This window comes from Cupriavidus sp. 05L411, from assembly GCF_056398045.1.
The window spans coordinates 175581-191684 of the sequence record NZ_JBFTOQ010000010.1 but is presented as its reverse complement, the minus strand read 5'-3'; the positions used below and the strand labels follow the sequence as shown (position 1 = coordinate 191684).

Below are 16104 nucleotides of genomic sequence, written 5' to 3'. Positions count from 1 at the left end.
GTGTTTCATGAGGCGCCGCAAGGCGTGAGCGGGGATCGAACGGCATGCAGCACGATATTGTCACCGCACGGAACGTGGTACGTACCGCATCTCTTTTACTGCCTGATCCGAGCCGCCTCTCGTTGCCGGAAAGAGCCGTGCATGTGTGGGTACTGAATGACGCTCTTATCGACCCGGTATGTTCGACGCTTGCCCACACGCTTTCGCCGGATGAGCGACAGCGTGCCCGAGCCTACAGACACGAAAGGCATCGCAATCACTTCATTGCCCGGCGGAGCCTTCTCCGCTGGCTGATCGGCGGCTACCTGACCTGCAAACCCGAATCCCTGCGCTTTAGTGTTGCGCTGTTTGGCAAGCCCGCCTTGCAGTGGCCGCACGCTGCAAGGCTCGCGTTCAGTGTTTCCCACACTGACGGGATGACGCTGCTCGCTTTCGCATGGGATTGCCGCGTCGGCGTGGACGTAGAGCGGCGGATTGACGGCGTAGACGTTACGGGCGTTGGACGCGGACTATTCTCTCCGATCGAGGAGAAGGTGCTTGACCCGACACGACCCGATTCGGCTGCAACCCTGCTCAGTATCTGGATCCGAAAGGAAGCCCTGCTGAAGGCGCTCGGCACGGGTCTCTCCGGCGAGCCGAACGCCTATACGACCGAAGACGACTTGCTACGCGGCGAGGGCCGCTGGTGTGCTTCGCATAACGGCACAACCATTTCCGGCTGGACGTGCCTTGACCTCGTACTCGGGCCCGAAGTCCGCGGAGCTCTGGCCGTGTCGTTTGAAGACGCAAGCGTCACCCTCCACCGTTGCTCGTTATCGACCTGGGCAAACAGCTGACCAATTCGACGACAATGCCGCATTAACGCTGGGCCTATGAGATGCGCGATCGAACAACCAGGAAGATACATTTGAATGGTTGTCTCGGAGTGCAAAATCTGCCGTGCACTTTTGCCCCATGAACGCCAACGTCATGACGGACTGGAATGGATCAAAAACAGCGTTGACCGGCCTTTCCTGGCCAATAATGCCAGTTGAGGCACGGTTCCCAATGCGGGCAGTGATGGAACACCGGCATCAGGTCACGAACATCTGGTATGGCCGATAGGCTGGAGGTCGAAGCGTCATCGGCGAACGTCTCATGCCATGACATTCAGCCGCTTCTTGACTCATTTGGGTCACGCAGCTTGGCGCGAATGAACTACCGACCTATCTGAGAGCAGTACCGACGGCCCCTACACAAAGCGCCAATCAACAATCTCGCTATGCTCTTTCGTCGCTGCAACCACCGCGACCGGGATTGGAAGCCCGAACAAAGGCGGACCGCGCCGCCGCCTGGCGTTTTCATTGACAGAAGACCGCACCATGCGCCTCTTTGCATTCGACCATTCCGGCCTCCCACCCGCATGCTCAGCGTTACCCCTTTCCATCACCGTCCTCCGCAAAACGCAAGCGAAGCACAAGGAGGCGCCAAATGGATAACCCCCGCCAACACACCCGCCATGGCCTCACCGCCGAATACCGCAATGCGGACATCCACCTGAGCTCACGGGTGCTCTGCGAAACCCCGTTGCGCCTGGCCGTCGAGAAATCGGCCCAGCTCTGCGCCCTGCTCTTCCTGGCCTGTGACAATGCGGAATCCGGCGTCTTCGGCGACCTGAACCCGGAGATCCAGAACCGGGTGCTGTCGCTGGCCGCCGGGCTGGCGCATGAGACGCTGGTGCTGAGCGAACTGGCCGCGCAGTGCGAGGCTAACGCGCAAATAGCGTAGTGCGATGTAGTGCAACGAGGGCTGGCCTGCGGCCGGCCTCATACCTCGACGAGCACGATAGAACACATCCGCCCACACGGATTCCACCGTGCAGCAGCCGGTGCTATAGGGCGGCGGCTGCGCCGCATGCGCGCGGGCATATACAATAGCGGTCTTCGCCGCCGCTGCGGCTCGCATCCTGCATTTACCGCCATCGGCCGCCCGGCCCGGCCCTGCATTCGCACCATGTCCCTGATTCTGCAAAGTCCCGCCCCGCTGTCCACCAACGATATCGACGCCATCCGCGCCATCGCCCAGGCTCCCACGCTCGCGCTGCGCGCCGAGACCGTGGCAGCCGCCGATGCCAGCGCCGCGCTGACGCCCGCCCTGCGCGAAGCGCTGGATACCTACTGCGGCCCGCGCAGCATCGACTGGGCCATCGTGCCCGCCGGCCGCAAGCTGTCGGACTTCAAGCTGGTGGCGATGGATATGGACTCCACGCTGATCACCATCGAGTGCATCGACGAGATCGCAGACTTCTGCGGCCTCAAGGCGGAGGTCTCGGCGATTACCGAGGCGGCCATGCGCGGCGAGATCACCGACTTCAACGAGAGCCTGCGCCGCCGTGTGGCCCTGCTCAAGGGGCTGGACGCCAGTGTGCTGGACCGCGTGTATGAAGAGCGCCTGCGCCTGTCGCCCGGCGCGGAGAACATGCTGCAGACCGTGCAGGCCCTGGGCATGCGTACCCTGCTGGTTTCAGGCGGTTTCGTGCATTTCACCGATAAACTCAAGCCCCGCCTGAAGCTCGACGTGACCCGCGCCAATACGCTGGAGATCGTCGATGGCAAGCTCACCGGCCAGGTGGTGGGCGAGATCGTCAATGCCGACGTCAAGGCCCGCACGGTGCAGGAAGTGTGTGCGCAGATCGGCGCGGACCCGTCCCAGGCCATCGTCATGGGCGATGGCTCCAACGATTTGAAGATGATGGCCGTGGCCGGACTGTCGGTGGCCTTCCGGGCCAAGCCGGTGGTGCGTGCGCAGGCCAGCGTGGCGTTCAACCACGTTGGGCTGGATGGCTTGCTGCAACTGTTTGCGCACTGACGCCCAGCCGAAAAAGGGCCGCCCCGGACGGTGTCCGGGGCGGCCCTTTTCATTTCATGCCACCAGCTGCGATTCCATCGCGCCGCGCAGGTCGGCGATGAGGTCGCGGGTGTCTTCCAACCCGATATAGAGACGCACCAGCTCGCCAGCGTTCTCCCAGCCAACGGGCGGCCAGCTGCCTTGGGGGCGCATGGTCTGGACGTGGTACGGCAACGCCAGGCTATGCGCGCCACCCCAGGACCAGCCGATCGCGAACAGGCGCAAGGCCTCGACAAAGGCATCGACCTGGGCACGCGTGTAGCGTGCATGCAGCACGATCGAGAACAGGCCAGTGGCGCCGCTGAAATCACGCCGCCAGAAGTCGTGGCCGGGGCAGTCCGGCAGCGCCGGGTGCAAGACCTTGACCACTTCCGGACGCTGGGTCAGCCACTCGGCCACTTCGCGCGCGGCGCGGTCGTGCGCCGCCAGCCTGACCGGCATGCTCGGCAGCGAGCGCAGCACCAGGTAGCAATCGTCGGCCGACACGCCCCAGCCCATCAGCATGCGGGCGCGCTTGATGCGGTCATGGAGTTTGTCGTCGGTGGTCAGCACGGCGCCCATCAGCACATCGCTGCCGCCCGACTGGTACTTGGTGAGCGCCTGCACCGAGATGTCGATGCCCTTGTCGAATGGCCGGAAATATACGCCGGCGGACCAGGTGTTATCGATGGCGGTGAGCACCCCGCGCGCCTTTGCCGCGGCCACGATGGCCTCGGTGTCGGGGACTTCCATCGTCACCGAGCCCGGCGACTCCATCCAGATCAGGCGGGTGTTGGGGCGGATCAGCCCGGCAATGCCCGCGCCGATCATGGGGTCGTAATAACGGACGGAGACGCCGAAGTCCCGTGCCAGCCATTCGCCGTGCTCGCGGTTGGGGCCGTAGACGTTATCCGGGACGAGCACGTCGTCGCCCGACTTGACCAGGGCGAAGTAGACCTGCGAGATCGCGGCCAGCCCTGACGGCAGCAGCAGCGTATGGCGCGCGCCTTCGATCAGCGCGAGGTGCTGGCACAGCGCCTCGCTGGTGGGCGTGGCATGCAGGCCATAGCGCCAGTAGGTGGTGGTACCGTCGCCATGCGCGCGCAGCTCCGCCAGGTTGCGGAACACCACGGTGGAGCCACGATGGGTAGCTTGGGAAAACGAGGCGAAGCCCGGCGCGATATCCAGCTCTGGCTGGACGGCCACGGTCGCCAGGTAGGCGGGTTGGGAAGCGGGCTGCTCGGGTGGCTGGCGGTCGGACACGGCGATTCCTTGTCTGGCGATAACTCGATGAACGCTCGAGCTTACCAGCATTCGGGTGCGCGTTGGCCTACCTGGCGGGCCTGCCCCTGTCCACCCTGGCTTGACGCTACCGGCCGGAAATCGAGGACTTCGGTGCGGGCGGGGCGTAGGTAATGCCGCTGTTGGGGGTCATGTCAAAGGGCGGGATCACCAGCACGCCCAGTGGCCGGATCATGAAGGGGAGCACGATGGCCGGGTTGACCGGGTCGGTCCAGTTGCCGTGCACGATGCCGGCACCGTCGATGGTGCCTTCCCAGTTGCCCGTGACGTGCGTGCCGTCATTGGACTCCTCCATCAGGAAAGCGCCGTTCTCGAATTCGCCGGCCAGCAACCGCACGCCGCCAGCACGGCCAACACTGTACTCACCGCGCACGCTGTCGCGCTCGTCGGGCTTGGGGCCCAGGCGCAGGCGCACCGGCTGGTCGCCGAGCGTGCCCACGTAGACCGGCAGCGCAGCGTACTCCGGCCGCGGCGCGAGCGCCTTGGGCGCGGGCCCGGTTGAAAGCTGCGCGCCGCGCCGCGCCTCGCCCTCGCGGATGGCCTGGTTGATCCCGAAACCCTGTACCTGGCTGGCATCGCTGGCGGCATTGGCGGTGCCGGGCGTGCCCGTGGACAGCTCGGTGCCTCCGGCACCGGCGGCCAGCGCGGCGCCGGCCAGCGTTGCCGCGGCCAGCCCGGCTGCCAGAGACAGAGTAACGGGAAGTGACAAGGACATGGATAAAGGCAAGGACAGGGTCGCTACGCGCCGCAAGGCAGCCTCAGGTTCAGAGTCGTTCGAAAATCGCCGCGATACCCTGGCCACCGCCAATGCACATAGTCACCAGTGCATAGCGGCCTTGCACGCGTTGCAGCTCGTACAGGGCCTTGACGGTGATCAGCGCGCCGGTGGCGCCGATCGGGTGGCCCAGGGAGATGCCCGAGCCGTTCGGGTTGACCTTGGCCGGATCGAGACCGAGCGCCTTGGTGACCGCGCAGGCTTGCGCGGCAAAGGCTTCATTGGCTTCGATCACATCAAGGTCGGCCACGGTCAGGCCAGCGCGTTCCAGCGCCTTCTTGGTGGCCGGCACGGGGCCGATGCCCATGGTCTTGGGATCGACGCCGGCATGCGCATAGGAGACCAGGCGCGCCATCGGCTTGAGGCCGCGCTTCTCAGCCTCGGCACGCTCCATCAGCACCACGGCGGCGGCGGCATCGTTCAAGCCCGAGGCGTTGCCCGCGGTTACCGTGCCGTTCTCCTTGACGAAGACCGGCTTTAGCTTCGTCATGTCTTCCATGACCGCGTCGTGGCGCACGTGCTCGTCGGTGTCGAAGGTCACGTCGCCCTTGCGGCCCTTCAGCGTGACCGGCAGGATCTGGTCCTTGAAGTGGCCGGCGCGGATCGCCGCCGATGCGCGGCGGTGCGACTCCAGCGCGGCTTCGTCCTGCTGGACGCGGGAGATGTCGTATTCCTTGGCCACATTCTCGGCGGTGACGCCCATGTGGATGCCGTGGAACGGGTCGTGCAGCGCACCCAGCATCATGTCGAGCATCTTGGCGTCGCCCATGCGCGCGCCCCAGCGGGCCGACTGCGCCAGGTACGGTGCGCGGCTCATGCTCTCCGCGCCGCCGCCGATGGCCACATCGGCATCGCCCAGCAGGATGGTCTGCGCGGCGCTGACGATGGCCTGCAGGCCCGAGCCGCACAGGCGGTTGACGGTCAGGGCCGGCGCGTCGATGGTGACACCGCCCTCCACTGCCGCCACCCGGCCAAGGTACATGTCCCGGGGCTCGGTCTGGATGACGTTGCCGAACACCACATGGCCGACTTCGTCGCCGCTGACCTGCGCGCGGGCCAGCGCTTCGCGCACGACCATGGCGCCCATCTGGGTCGGGGAGAGATCCTTCAGGCTGCCGCCAAAGGTACCAATCGCGGTCCGAACGCCGCTTACCACCACCACTTCACGTGTCATTTTGTGTCTCCTGGGCTGATGTTGCAGCGCACAGTATAGCGGCGCGCACGCCAAAACGAACGATCGTACTTTTACCTATCCGGACCGATGGCTGCCACCAGCTTCAGACTTCGCCCCACAAGTCGTGGCCATCCGCGCCGGTGATCTTCACCGAGACGAATTCGCCGACCTTGTAGCGCGGCGCGCCCTGCGCCGGCGGGTCGATATAGACCAGGCCGTCGATCTCCGGCGCATCGGCCGACGAGCGGCCAATGCCGCCGTCCTGGTTGATCTCGTCGACCAGCACGCGCAGGGTCTGGCCGACCTTGCGCTGCAGGCGCCGGGCGGACACTTCCTCGGCCACTTCCATGAAGCGGGCGCGGCGCTCTTCGCGGACTTCGTCGGGCAAGGCGCCCGGCAGGTCGTTGGCCGTGGCGCCGTCCACCGGCGAATAAGCGAAGCAGCCCACGCGGTCCAGTTCCGCTTCGGCGATGAAGTCCAGCAGCGTCTGGAACTCTTCCTCGGTCTCGCCGGGGAAGCCCGCGATAAAGGTGCTGCGGATGGTCAGCTCGGGGCAAATCTTGCGCCAGGCCCGGATGCGGTCCATGGTCTTCTCGGCGTTGGCCGGGCGCTTCATGCGCTTGAGCACGTCCGGGTGGGCGTGTTGCAGCGGCACGTCCAGGTAAGGCAGCACGTGCCCTTGCGACATCAGCGGAATGATCTCGTCAACGTGCGGGTACGGGTACACGTAGTGCAGGCGCACCCAGGCGCCGTACTTGGCAGCCAGCTCACCCAGCGCGCCGACCAGCTCGGTCATGCGCGTCTTGAGCGGGCGGCCGTCCCAGAAACCGGTGCGGTACTTCACGTCCACGCCGTAGGCGCTGGTGTCTTGCGAGATCACCAGCAGTTCCTTGACGCCCGACTTGAACAGGTTCTCGGCCTCCAGCATGACTTCCGCCACCGGGCGCGAGACCAGGTCGCCACGCATCGAGGGGATGATGCAGAACGAGCAGCGATGGTTGCAGCCCTCGGAGATCTTCAGGTAGGCGTAATGCTTGGGCGTGAGCTTGATGCCGGCGGCCGGCACCAGGTCCATGAACGGGTCATGCGGCTTGGGCAGGTGCGTGTGCACGGCCTGCATCACCTCGCCCAGCGCGTGCGGGCCGGTCACGGCCAGCACCTTCGGGTGCACCGACGTGATGATGTCCTCACCCGCGGCGTTTTTCTTGGCGCCCAGGCAGCCGGTGACGATCACCTTGCCGTTCTCGGCCAGTGCCTCGCCGATCGCATCGAGGCTTTCCTGCACGGCTTCGTCGATAAAACCGCAGGTATTGACGACCACCAGGTCGGCGCCGTCATAGGTGCCGCTGATGGCATAGCCCTCGGCGCGCAGCTGGGTAATGATCTGCTCGGAATCCACAAGTGCCTTTGGACATCCAAGGCTTACGAATCCCACATTTGGAATATGGTCTTTCTTGATCGTTGATTCTGAAGGGTTTTTCACGGTTACTTCCAAATGTGGGGCGAGCGAGGCGGGACATGGCCACCCGGCTGTTCAAAGCCAATCGCGCATTTTAACCGCTCGCGGGAGTTTGCCGGGGCCTCATGGCAGACATGAACATGGCGGCCCGTTTGCGGCTTCAGGCTATCGCGCGGGCCAATGCCGCCTGCGACGTCCGTCAAGCGGTCCATGGCAAAACTCTATGCGCAACGATCACGCGCGCCCCCCTTGCCCTCTCATCGACCTCCACGTCGGAAGTCAACCTGACCCCGTTCTTCCCGGCACCTGGGCAGTGGCGTAGCGGTGGAGCTGAGGTCACATCTTCCCATCGAGCGGCGTGGGCTTGGCGTTTCGCAACGCCTATGACTTGATCCGCAATGCCGAACTGTCACGGTGGGCGTCTTCCTCCAGCATGGCAAGCGCGCCGACGATGAGCGCGTGCATGCCCTGAACAAGCTCCGCCTCCATCTCGGCTTCTTCCGCCGCGCGGTCCGCCTCCACAAGGGGTTCTCGGCCTGCTACCGAATACACCGTGTCGGCCACGGCAATGCAGTGGAATGCGACCGTCGCAAGCAGCCAGCGTGCCTGTTCCTTTGAGATGCCGTAGGCACGCGCGATATGGCTCTGGTGCCCGTCGATTTTGGCGAGCATGGGTTGTGTTGCAGCCAACCTGCGGATCACGTACGGCGTCAGCCCAGGGTGTGCCTTGACGAACTCCCGTACCGATGTGGTGAACGTGATCAGGTAATCCCTCAATCCGCCACGTCCCTTGCCGCAAGCCTGCGGAATCTGCCAGCGGCTGAAGATCTCCTCAGCGACCAGGCGCTTGAGTTCCTCAAGACTCGGCACGTGCTTGTAGAGCGCCATATGGCTGACCCCGAGTGCGGCGGCGACGCCGACGAAGGTGATGTTCGGCAAGCCGATCTCGATGCCCGCGTCGGCGATCCGTTCGCGCGTGATGGTACGAGGGCGCCCGCGCGCCGAAGGTTGTTGTGGCGATTTCATGTTTGTTCCTTGATCGCTGGTGACAGCCATGTAGCCGCCTTGCCAGCCTTTCTTCAATTAGTTTATAGTCATGCAACTAATTATCATTTCGATTCACGGGACTCCTCCATGACCGACACATCGCATCTTTCTGAATCTCTGGACGTTTCTTTTTCATGAACACTCGTGACGCGGCGGCGGCCAAGCCCAAGGGACCCGGACCGATCAGCCAAGTATTAAACCCCATCCGTGGGCAACTGATCGCCGCCGCGGTACTGGCCGGCGTGGGCGCCATGTTCACGCTGGCGCCGCTGGCCGGCATCGCACATATTGCGAAGATCGTCCTCGGCGGCGCCGACGTCGCGGCGGCGGCACGCACGCAAGTGCAGGGCGAAGTCTGGTGGACCGTCATTGCCAGCGTGGTGAGCCTGTTCGTCGGCATGGCGCTGGTGTCCGCTGGGGAACTGACCGCCCACCTGGCCGACAACCGCATCACCCATCACCTGCGCCTGGCGGCCACGCAGCGGCTGGCCCGCGTGCCGCTGGGCTGGTTCACCAGCCGCGCATCGGGCGAGGTCAAGCAGGCCATGCAGGACGACATCGGCACGCTGCACAGCCTGACCGCGCACTTCTATACGACGATGGGGCGCGCCGTGGGCGCCATCCTGATCTCGGTCATCTACCTGTTCGCGATGGACTGGCGCATGGCCATCGTCTCGATCCTGCCGTTCCCGGGCTTCTTCCTGTTCTTTGGCAGGGCCATGAAGGCCAGCGGGGCGAACATGAAGGCATTCGTCGACGGGCTGGGACGCATCAACAACGCGGTGGTCGAGTTCGTCAACGGCATTCCCGTGGTCAAGTCCTTCGGGGCCAGCGGCAAAGCGCACGGCGGCTACCGCGAGGCGGTCGATGCCTTCGCCCAAGCCTTTGTCGGTTTCACCCGTCCCCTCGTGGGCTCAATGGCCAACGCCAACGCGATGATCGCGCCGGTGGCGGTGCTGGGCGTGGTGCTGGTCTTCGGCACGCTGTTCGTTAGCCTGGGCTGGATGACCCCGGTGGACGTGCTGCCGTTCGCTCTGGTGGCACCGGGCCTCTCGGCGCCGTTGCTGCTGCTGCACTACATCACCCATGACCTGAACCATGCCACCGGTGCCGCCCAGCGCGTGCAGGCGCTGCTGGGGACGCCTGTGCTGGAGCAGCCGGCGCCCGATAGGCGGCAGTTGCCCACGGGCACCGAAATCCGAGTTGAGCACGTCGGCTACGCCTACGACGCGCAGAACAAGGTGCTGTCGGACGTCAGCTTCACCCTCAAGCCCGGCACGGTGACCGCCATCGTCGGCGCGTCCGGTGCTGGCAAATCGACCCTGGCCCGGCTGCTGCTGCGCTTCTTCGACCCGACCGATGGGCGCATCACGCTCGGCGGCGTGGATTTGAGGCATATCGAGACCTCGGATCTGTACCAGCGCATCGGTTTCGTGTTGCAGGAGGTGCGCCTCATCCACGCCAGCGTACGCGAGAACATCGCGCTGGGCCGGCCCTCGGCCAGCCAGCAGGAGGTCGAGGACGCCGCGCGCGCCGCGAACATTCATGAGCGCATCCTGGGCCTGCCGCGCGGCTACGACTCGATGATAGGCGAGGACGCGCTGCTCTCCGGTGGCGAGCAGCAGCGCGTGAGCATCGCCCGTGCCGTGCTGCTCGATCCGTCCGTGCTCGTGCTCGACGAAGCCACCGCGGCCACCGACGCCGAGAACGAGGTGGCGATCCAGGACGCGCTGTCGCGCTTCGCGCAAGGCCGCACGCTGCTGATCATTGCACACCGGCTCGACACGGTGATGCACGCCGACCACATCATCGTGATCGAGAACGGCACGATCCACGAGCAAGGCCGCCACGCCGAGCTGATCGCGCGCAAAGGCCGCTATGCACGGCTATGGACGCTGGGCGGCTATGAAGAACCCCAGGAGCTGGCGGTGCCGTCATGCTGAGAACCTTCATTCAACTGCTGGGCGACGATGCGCCCGTCTTCCGCCGCTACGCCTGGATGGCCGTGTTCTATGGCCTGCTCAGCGGGCTGACCATCACCACGCTGGTGCCCATTCTCAGCCGCCTTCTGGCCGGCGATGCGCGCGGCGCTGTGCTGTGGCTCATCGTGCTGCTGTCCGGCATGACGGCCTGCTGGGGCTGGCGGCGCAAGGTGGAGAAGGCCGGCGTGCGCGTGGGTGTTGCCGTCCTGCAGGGCGCGCGCCAGCGGATCGGCGACCACGTTGCGCGCCTGCCCGTCGGCTGGTTCACGCCGGAGAACTGCGCCCGGCTTGGCCATGTCATCACGAACGGCATGATGGCAGTGGCCCAGCTTCCCGCACACGTGCTCACGCCGGTGATCAGCGGCGCCGTGACACCGGTGGTGATCGTGGCCGCGCTGTTCGCGCAGCACTGGCCGATGGGCCTGATCGCGCTGGTGGCGCTGCCGATCCTGATCGGCGCGTTACTGATCGCCGCTCGCCTGGGCCGGCGCGCCGACCACACCTTCCATCGCCACTTCGCCCATACCAGCCAGCGCATGGTCGAGTTCGCCCAGGCCCAGTCGGTACTGCGTGCGTTCAACGGTGAAGGCGGCAGCACGCGCTTGCTTGAACAGGCCATCGACCAGCAACGCCACTCCGGCACGCGGTTGATCTATCTGTCGGCGGCGTCCACGGCGCTCAACGCCTGGGTTGTGCAGGCCGTCTTCGCCACGTTGCTGATCGCCGCCGCGTTGTGGCTCAACGCCTGCCTGGGCGGCGCGCCGGAAGCCGACACGGTCGTCGCCGGCATCGTGGCCCTGCTGCTGGCCAACCGCTACATCGATCCGCTGCTGGACGTGGCCGGCTATGGCGATGTCCTGCGCGGCGCGCACGGCCAGCTCGACGCGGTGCGCGAGATCCTTGCGGTCAAGCCCTTGCCGGAACCGGACCAGCCGCAGGCACCGCGTGATGCGTCAATCGAGCTGCGCGAGGTGAGCTTCCGCTACACACGGGATCAACCCGATGTGCTGAAGGGCGTGAACCTGCGCATCGCGCCGGGCAGCATGACCGCGCTGATTGGCGCCTCCGGGTCGGGCAAGACCACACTGGTGCGGCTGATCGCACGCTTCTTCGATGTGAGCCAGGGCAGCGTACTCGTCGGTGGCGTGGACGTGCGGCAGATGTCCAACGCGCAGTTGGCCGGCCAGATCAGTCAGATCTTCCAGCACAACTACCTGTTCGCTGGCAGCATTGCCGACAACATCCGCATCGGCAAACCCAATGCCAACGATGTCGAGATCATGCAAGCTGCGCGGCAGGCTGGCGTGGCCGAGATCATCGAGCGCCTGCCGCAGGGCATCGACACCCCGGTCGGCGAAGGCGGCGCACGCCTGTCGGGCGGTGAGCGCCAACGCATCGCCATCGCCCGCGCGCTGATCAAGGACGCGCCCATCCTGCTGGTGGACGAAGCCACCGCCGCGCTGGACGCGGAGAATCAGGCCGCCATCGCCGAGGCGCTGGCGCGTCTGCGCGGCAAGCGCACGCTGATCGTCGTCGCGCACCAACTCTCGACGGTGGCAATGGCCGACCAGATCGTGGTGCTCGACGGCGGCAAGGTCGTTGAGCAGGGTTCGCCCGCGCCATTGCGCGCGAGCCAGGGACGCTACGCGCACTTCCTGGCCCAGCGCCGGGCCGCCAGAGGCTGGCGTATCACGGCGGCGTCGAACGGAGACCGCTGCTGATGCGCGCACGTTGGCTTGGGTTGTTCGCCATCCTCTGCGGCGCCTCGCTGCTGGTCGGCGCCCGGCAACTGGCATGGTCGCAGGTGTTCTCGCTGTCGGGCGATGCCTGGCTAACGGTGACAGCCAGCCGCCTGCCCCGCTTGGCGGCGCTTGTTTTGACCGGCGTAGGCCTGTCCGTCTGCGGCGTGATCCTTCAGCAGATCGTCCGCAACAAGTTCGTCGAACCGGCCACCTCGGGCGGACTGGATGCGGCCAAGCTCGGCATCCTGGCGTCGATGACGCTGGCGCCCGCCGGCGGCGCGATGCGCCGGATGCTGTTCGCGCTGGTCTTCTGTTTCGCCGCGAGCCTGGTCTATGTGGCGATCATCCGCCGCATCAAATTCAAGAACACCGTTCTCGTGCCGGTCATCGGCCTGATGTACGGCAGCGTGCTGAGTGCCGTGGCCGAGTTCTACGCCTACCGCTACAACATCCTGCAGAGCATGCAGGGCTGGCTGCTCGGCGATTTCTCAAAGGTCGTCCAGGGCAACTACGAGATCATCTACCTGATCCTGCCGATCGTCGCGCTCACCTACCTGTATGCGCACCGCTTCACCGTGCTCGGCATGGGCGAAGGCGTGGCCACCAGCCTGGGGCTGAGCTATTCGGCAACGGCGGCGCTGGGCCTGATGCTGGTAGCGGTCACCGTGTCCGCCACGGTCATCACCGTCGGCGCGATCCCCTTCGTCGGGCTGCTCATCCCCAACCTGGTCGCGCTGCATCACGGCGACAACCTGGGCCGGACGCTGCCCATCGTCGCTCTGGGCGGCGCGTCGCTGCTGCTGGCCTGCGACATTCTCGGCCGCCTGCTCATCTACCCGTTCGAGGTGCCCATCGGCCTGACCGCAGGCAGCGTGGGCGGCGTGCTGTTCCTCGTGCTCATCATCTGGAAGAAGAAATGAGGCGCGCTGCCCCCCGATATGCCCTCTGGATGGTGGTCATCGCCTTGGCCGCGGCTTTCATCCTCGTGCGATCCGGATTCGACCTCGACTATGTCATTCCCAAACGGCTCGCCCGGCTGGCCGCCATCGTCATCGGCGGCATCTGCGTCGCCTTCTCCTCAATCACGTTCCAGACCATCTCGGGCAACCGGATTCTGACGCCAGCGATCATGGGGTACGAGGCGGTCTATCTGCTGTTGCAGTCGCTGCTGATCCTGGCCATGGGCACGCATGGCCAGGTGGTACTCGGCCAGAGCGGCAACTTCTTCCTCTCCATCCTGTTGATGCTCGCCTATTCGTGGGCCATCCATCGGTGGCTTTTGCGCAACGGCAGGTACAACGTGTATTTCCTCCTCCTGCTGGGACTCGTGCTGACCATGGTGATCGGCACTGTCACACAGTTCGTCCAGCTCAGGATCAGCCCGGGCGAGTTCGCCGTTCTCCAGGGCTTCAGCTACACATCCTTCAACAGGGCACAACCCGAGCAGTTGCTCTATTCGGGCGTTCTGGTCGCGGCCGTGTGCCTGCCAGGGCTGAAGACTCTGCCGATCCTCGACGTGCTCTCGCTGGGCCGCGACCAGGCCATTTCCCTAGGGGTCGATTACCAGCGGTACGTGAGGCTCTACTTCGCGCTGATCGCGGCTCTCGTGGCGGTCTCGACCAGCCTGCTCGGGCCCACGGCCTTCATGGGGATCTTCGTTGCGAACATCGCCTATGCGATGGCCCGGACTTCCAGGCATCGGGTCACGCTGCCCATAGGCTGCGCGATCGCCATTGGCATTTTCATCGTGGCCCAGCTTCTGGTCGAACACGTCTTCAACTACAAGACCACCGTCAGCATTCTCGTCAACCTGGTGTGTGGCGCGTATTTCCTCGCGCTGATGGTTCGCACCCGAGGCATCGCATGATCACCGTTCACAACATTCACAAGGCCTACGGCGCCAAGACCGTCCTTTCCGGCGTCAGCGCGCAATTCCCGGCGCAGCGCGTGACTTCTCTCATCGGCCCCAACGGCGCAGGCAAAACGACGCTTCTGCTGCTGATCGCGCGCCTGCTGGAGCCCACCCAGGGCGACATCCTGATCGGGGATCGCAGGGTTTCAAGCATCCGCATCAGCGAATACGCCAAGCACGTCGCCACCTTGCGCCAGTCGCCCGACTTCAATCTGCGCCTGACGGTCGAGGAACTCGTCGCTTTCGGGCGCTTCCCCTACAGCCGCGGCGCGCTCACCCCCGAGGACCACCACGCGATCGACGAGGCCATCGCGTTCCTGTCGCTGGAAGCGCTGCGCGGGACCTACATCGATGAACTCAGCGGAGGGCAGCGCCAGATGGCCTTCCTGGCGATGACCATTGCCCAGCAGACGAATGTTCTGCTGCTGGACGAGCCACTCAACAACCTCGACATGAAGCATGCCGTCCAGATCATGCGCGCGCTTCGCCGCTTGTGTGACGAGCACGGGCGCACCGTGATCCTGGTGATCCACGACATCAATTTCGCTGCCAATTACTCCGATCACATCGTCGCATTGAAGGGCGGAGTGGTTCGCTTCTGCGGCCCCGTCGTGGAGGCCGTGACCGAGACGCGGTTGCAGGAACTGTATGGACTGGACTTCGAAATCGTGCGCAGTGATCGAGGATGCGTGTGCAACTACTTCAATCCATCAGGCGAACTGAAATGACCCGGAATCACAGAAACAGGTGTTGGGCGTTAGCCCTGCTGATGGCCGCGACCGTCGCGGTACAGGGGTGCGACCAGAAACCAGCCGAACCGCCAAAGGCAACCGCACAGCCGGCTTCTGCCAGCCGGCCCCCGCAGGAAGCGTTCGCGCCCGTCACGGTTCAGCACAAGCTGGGAACGACCGTCGTCGAGCACCTTCCGCAACGCGCGGCCGCCCTCGACATGAATGAAGTCGATTTCCTCGACCAACTGGGTGTCCCTGTCGTTGGCATGCCGAAGGATTTCGTCCCGCGCTTCCTCGCCAGGTACAAGGACGCCCCGGACGTTCAGGATCTGGGCTCGATCGTTCAGCCCAATCTGGAGCGGGTTCATTCGGCCAGGCCTGAACTGATCCTGATCACCTCGCTCCAGGCGAACCACTACAAGGAATTGAGCGAGATCGCTCCGACGATTCATTTCGATGTGGACTACCGGGATAGCCAGGTCAAGCACATCGAGGTCATCAAGGACCACCTCATGACCCTGGGGCGAATCTTTGGCAAGGAAAACCTCGCCCGCCAGAAAGCGGCTGAACTGGACGCCAAGGTCGAGGAGGCCAGGCGAATGACCCAGGGCCGACTCGAGAAGGCGCTTGTCGTTCTGCACAACAACGGCGCCTTCAGTTCCTTTGGCGTGCATTCCCGTTACGGGTTCGTCTTCAATGCCCTGGGCGTGAAACCGGCCAGCCCCACTGTCGAGACCGGCCTGCATGGCCAGCCGATTTCCAGCGAATTCATCCAACAGGCCAACCCCGACATCATCTTCGTGGTGGACCGGACGGCCGTGATGGAGCGCCGTCCGGTCATGGATGCCGGGAGCATGGGCAACCCGCTGCTGCGCCAGACCAACGCCTGGAAGAACGGCCGTGTGGTCTTCGTCGATGCTGAAGCATGGTACGTCACGGCCGCCAGCCCGACCTCCTTGAAGCTCGTGATCGACGACGTCATCAAGGGCTATCAGCACTGATTCGTTCCGGAGCCTGTCCTAGCCCTAAATCAAAAACGTAATGATTCGTATTCGTTATATCTCGCTCGTAAGACGTGCCGACAACCAACCCAATCTCACCTGAAAAGAACCTGC

Annotated in this window: 14 protein-coding genes; 9 read left to right on the top strand and 5 right to left on the bottom strand. The window is 64.8% G+C overall.

The window, feature by feature from the left end; translation table 11 throughout:
- Window positions 1-44 precede the first annotated feature (44 nt).
- The 3 genes from AC1DQR_RS15050 to serB all read left to right on the top strand — a co-directional run bounded on the left by AC1DQR_RS15050 (window position 45) and on the right by serB (window position 2847).
- Complete coding sequence (locus AC1DQR_RS15050) at window positions 45-836, top strand: 4'-phosphopantetheinyl transferase family protein (RefSeq protein ID WP_416048220.1); 792 nt, start codon at window positions 45-47, stop codon at window positions 834-836.
- A gap of 634 nt (window positions 837-1470) precedes the next feature.
- Window positions 1471-1767 (top strand): hypothetical protein, encoded by a 297-nt coding sequence (locus AC1DQR_RS15045; RefSeq protein WP_416048219.1) that lies wholly within the window; start codon window positions 1471-1473, stop codon window positions 1765-1767.
- Window positions 1768-1992: 225 nt separating this feature from the next.
- Complete coding sequence (gene serB / locus AC1DQR_RS15040; protein ID WP_416048218.1) at window positions 1993-2847, top strand: phosphoserine phosphatase SerB; 855 nt, start codon at window positions 1993-1995, stop codon at window positions 2845-2847.
- A gap of 54 nt (window positions 2848-2901) precedes the next feature.
- On the opposite strand, the gene AC1DQR_RS15035 is transcribed toward serB, so the two are convergent.
- The 5 genes from AC1DQR_RS15035 to AC1DQR_RS15015 all read right to left on the bottom strand — a co-directional run bounded on the left by AC1DQR_RS15035 (window position 2902) and on the right by AC1DQR_RS15015 (window position 8631).
- Window positions 2902-4128, bottom strand: coding sequence for a cystathionine beta-lyase (locus AC1DQR_RS15035; protein WP_416048217.1), 1227 nt, complete (start codon window positions 4126-4128; stop codon window positions 2902-2904).
- Between the two features lie 106 nt (window positions 4129-4234).
- Complete coding sequence (locus AC1DQR_RS15030; protein WP_416048216.1) at window positions 4235-4882, bottom strand: hypothetical protein; 648 nt, start codon at window positions 4880-4882, stop codon at window positions 4235-4237.
- Between the two features lie 49 nt (window positions 4883-4931).
- Complete coding sequence (gene bktB, locus AC1DQR_RS15025) at window positions 4932-6116, bottom strand: beta-ketothiolase BktB (protein ID WP_477133252.1); 1185 nt, start codon at window positions 6114-6116, stop codon at window positions 4932-4934.
- 103 nt (window positions 6117-6219) lie between these two features.
- On the bottom strand, window positions 6220-7599 hold the full coding sequence (rimO, locus tag AC1DQR_RS15020) for a 30S ribosomal protein S12 methylthiotransferase RimO (RefSeq protein ID WP_052494509.1): 1380 nt from the start codon (window positions 7597-7599) through the stop codon (window positions 6220-6222).
- Window positions 7600-7956: 357 nt separating this feature from the next.
- Window positions 7957-8631, bottom strand: coding sequence for a TetR/AcrR family transcriptional regulator (locus tag AC1DQR_RS15015; protein ID WP_477133251.1), 675 nt, complete (start codon window positions 8629-8631; stop codon window positions 7957-7959).
- Window positions 8632-8756: 125 nt separating this feature from the next.
- On the opposite strand from AC1DQR_RS15015, the gene AC1DQR_RS15010 reads away from it, so the two are divergent.
- Genes AC1DQR_RS15010 through AC1DQR_RS14985 form a run of 6 tightly spaced genes read left to right on the top strand, consistent with a single transcriptional unit; the run spans window position 8757 to window position 15990 of the window.
- Window positions 8757-10565: an ABC transporter ATP-binding protein gene (locus tag AC1DQR_RS15010; protein ID WP_477133250.1), complete on the top strand. Its 1809-nt coding sequence runs from the start codon at window positions 8757-8759 to the stop codon at window positions 10563-10565.
- The gene (locus AC1DQR_RS15005) at window positions 10559-12325 is read left to right on the top strand and encodes an ABC transporter ATP-binding protein (protein ID WP_477133249.1); all 1767 of its coding nucleotides are present in this window, start codon (window positions 10559-10561) and stop codon (window positions 12323-12325) included. Before AC1DQR_RS15010 ends, AC1DQR_RS15005 begins: the two co-directional genes overlap by 7 nt.
- Window positions 12325-13266 carry an ABC transporter permease gene (locus AC1DQR_RS15000; protein WP_477133248.1) on the top strand — a complete coding sequence of 314 codons (942 nt, stop codon included), beginning with the start codon at window positions 12325-12327 and terminating at the stop codon, window positions 13264-13266. The genes AC1DQR_RS15005 and AC1DQR_RS15000 overlap by 1 nt, the downstream gene beginning before the upstream one ends.
- A complete protein-coding gene (locus tag AC1DQR_RS14995) occupies window positions 13263-14213 on the top strand; it encodes an iron chelate uptake ABC transporter family permease subunit (protein WP_416048212.1) in 951 nt (316 codons plus the stop codon). The genes AC1DQR_RS15000 and AC1DQR_RS14995 overlap by 4 nt, the downstream gene beginning before the upstream one ends.
- Window positions 14210-14986, top strand: coding sequence for an iron ABC transporter ATP-binding protein (locus tag AC1DQR_RS14990; protein ID WP_477133247.1), 777 nt, complete (start codon window positions 14210-14212; stop codon window positions 14984-14986). The genes AC1DQR_RS14995 and AC1DQR_RS14990 overlap by 4 nt, the downstream gene beginning before the upstream one ends.
- Entirely contained in the window at window positions 14983-15990 is a 1008-nt protein-coding gene (locus AC1DQR_RS14985; RefSeq protein WP_416048210.1) for a siderophore ABC transporter substrate-binding protein, read from the top strand. The genes AC1DQR_RS14990 and AC1DQR_RS14985 overlap by 4 nt, the downstream gene beginning before the upstream one ends.
- Window positions 15991-16104: the final 114 nt, after the last annotated feature.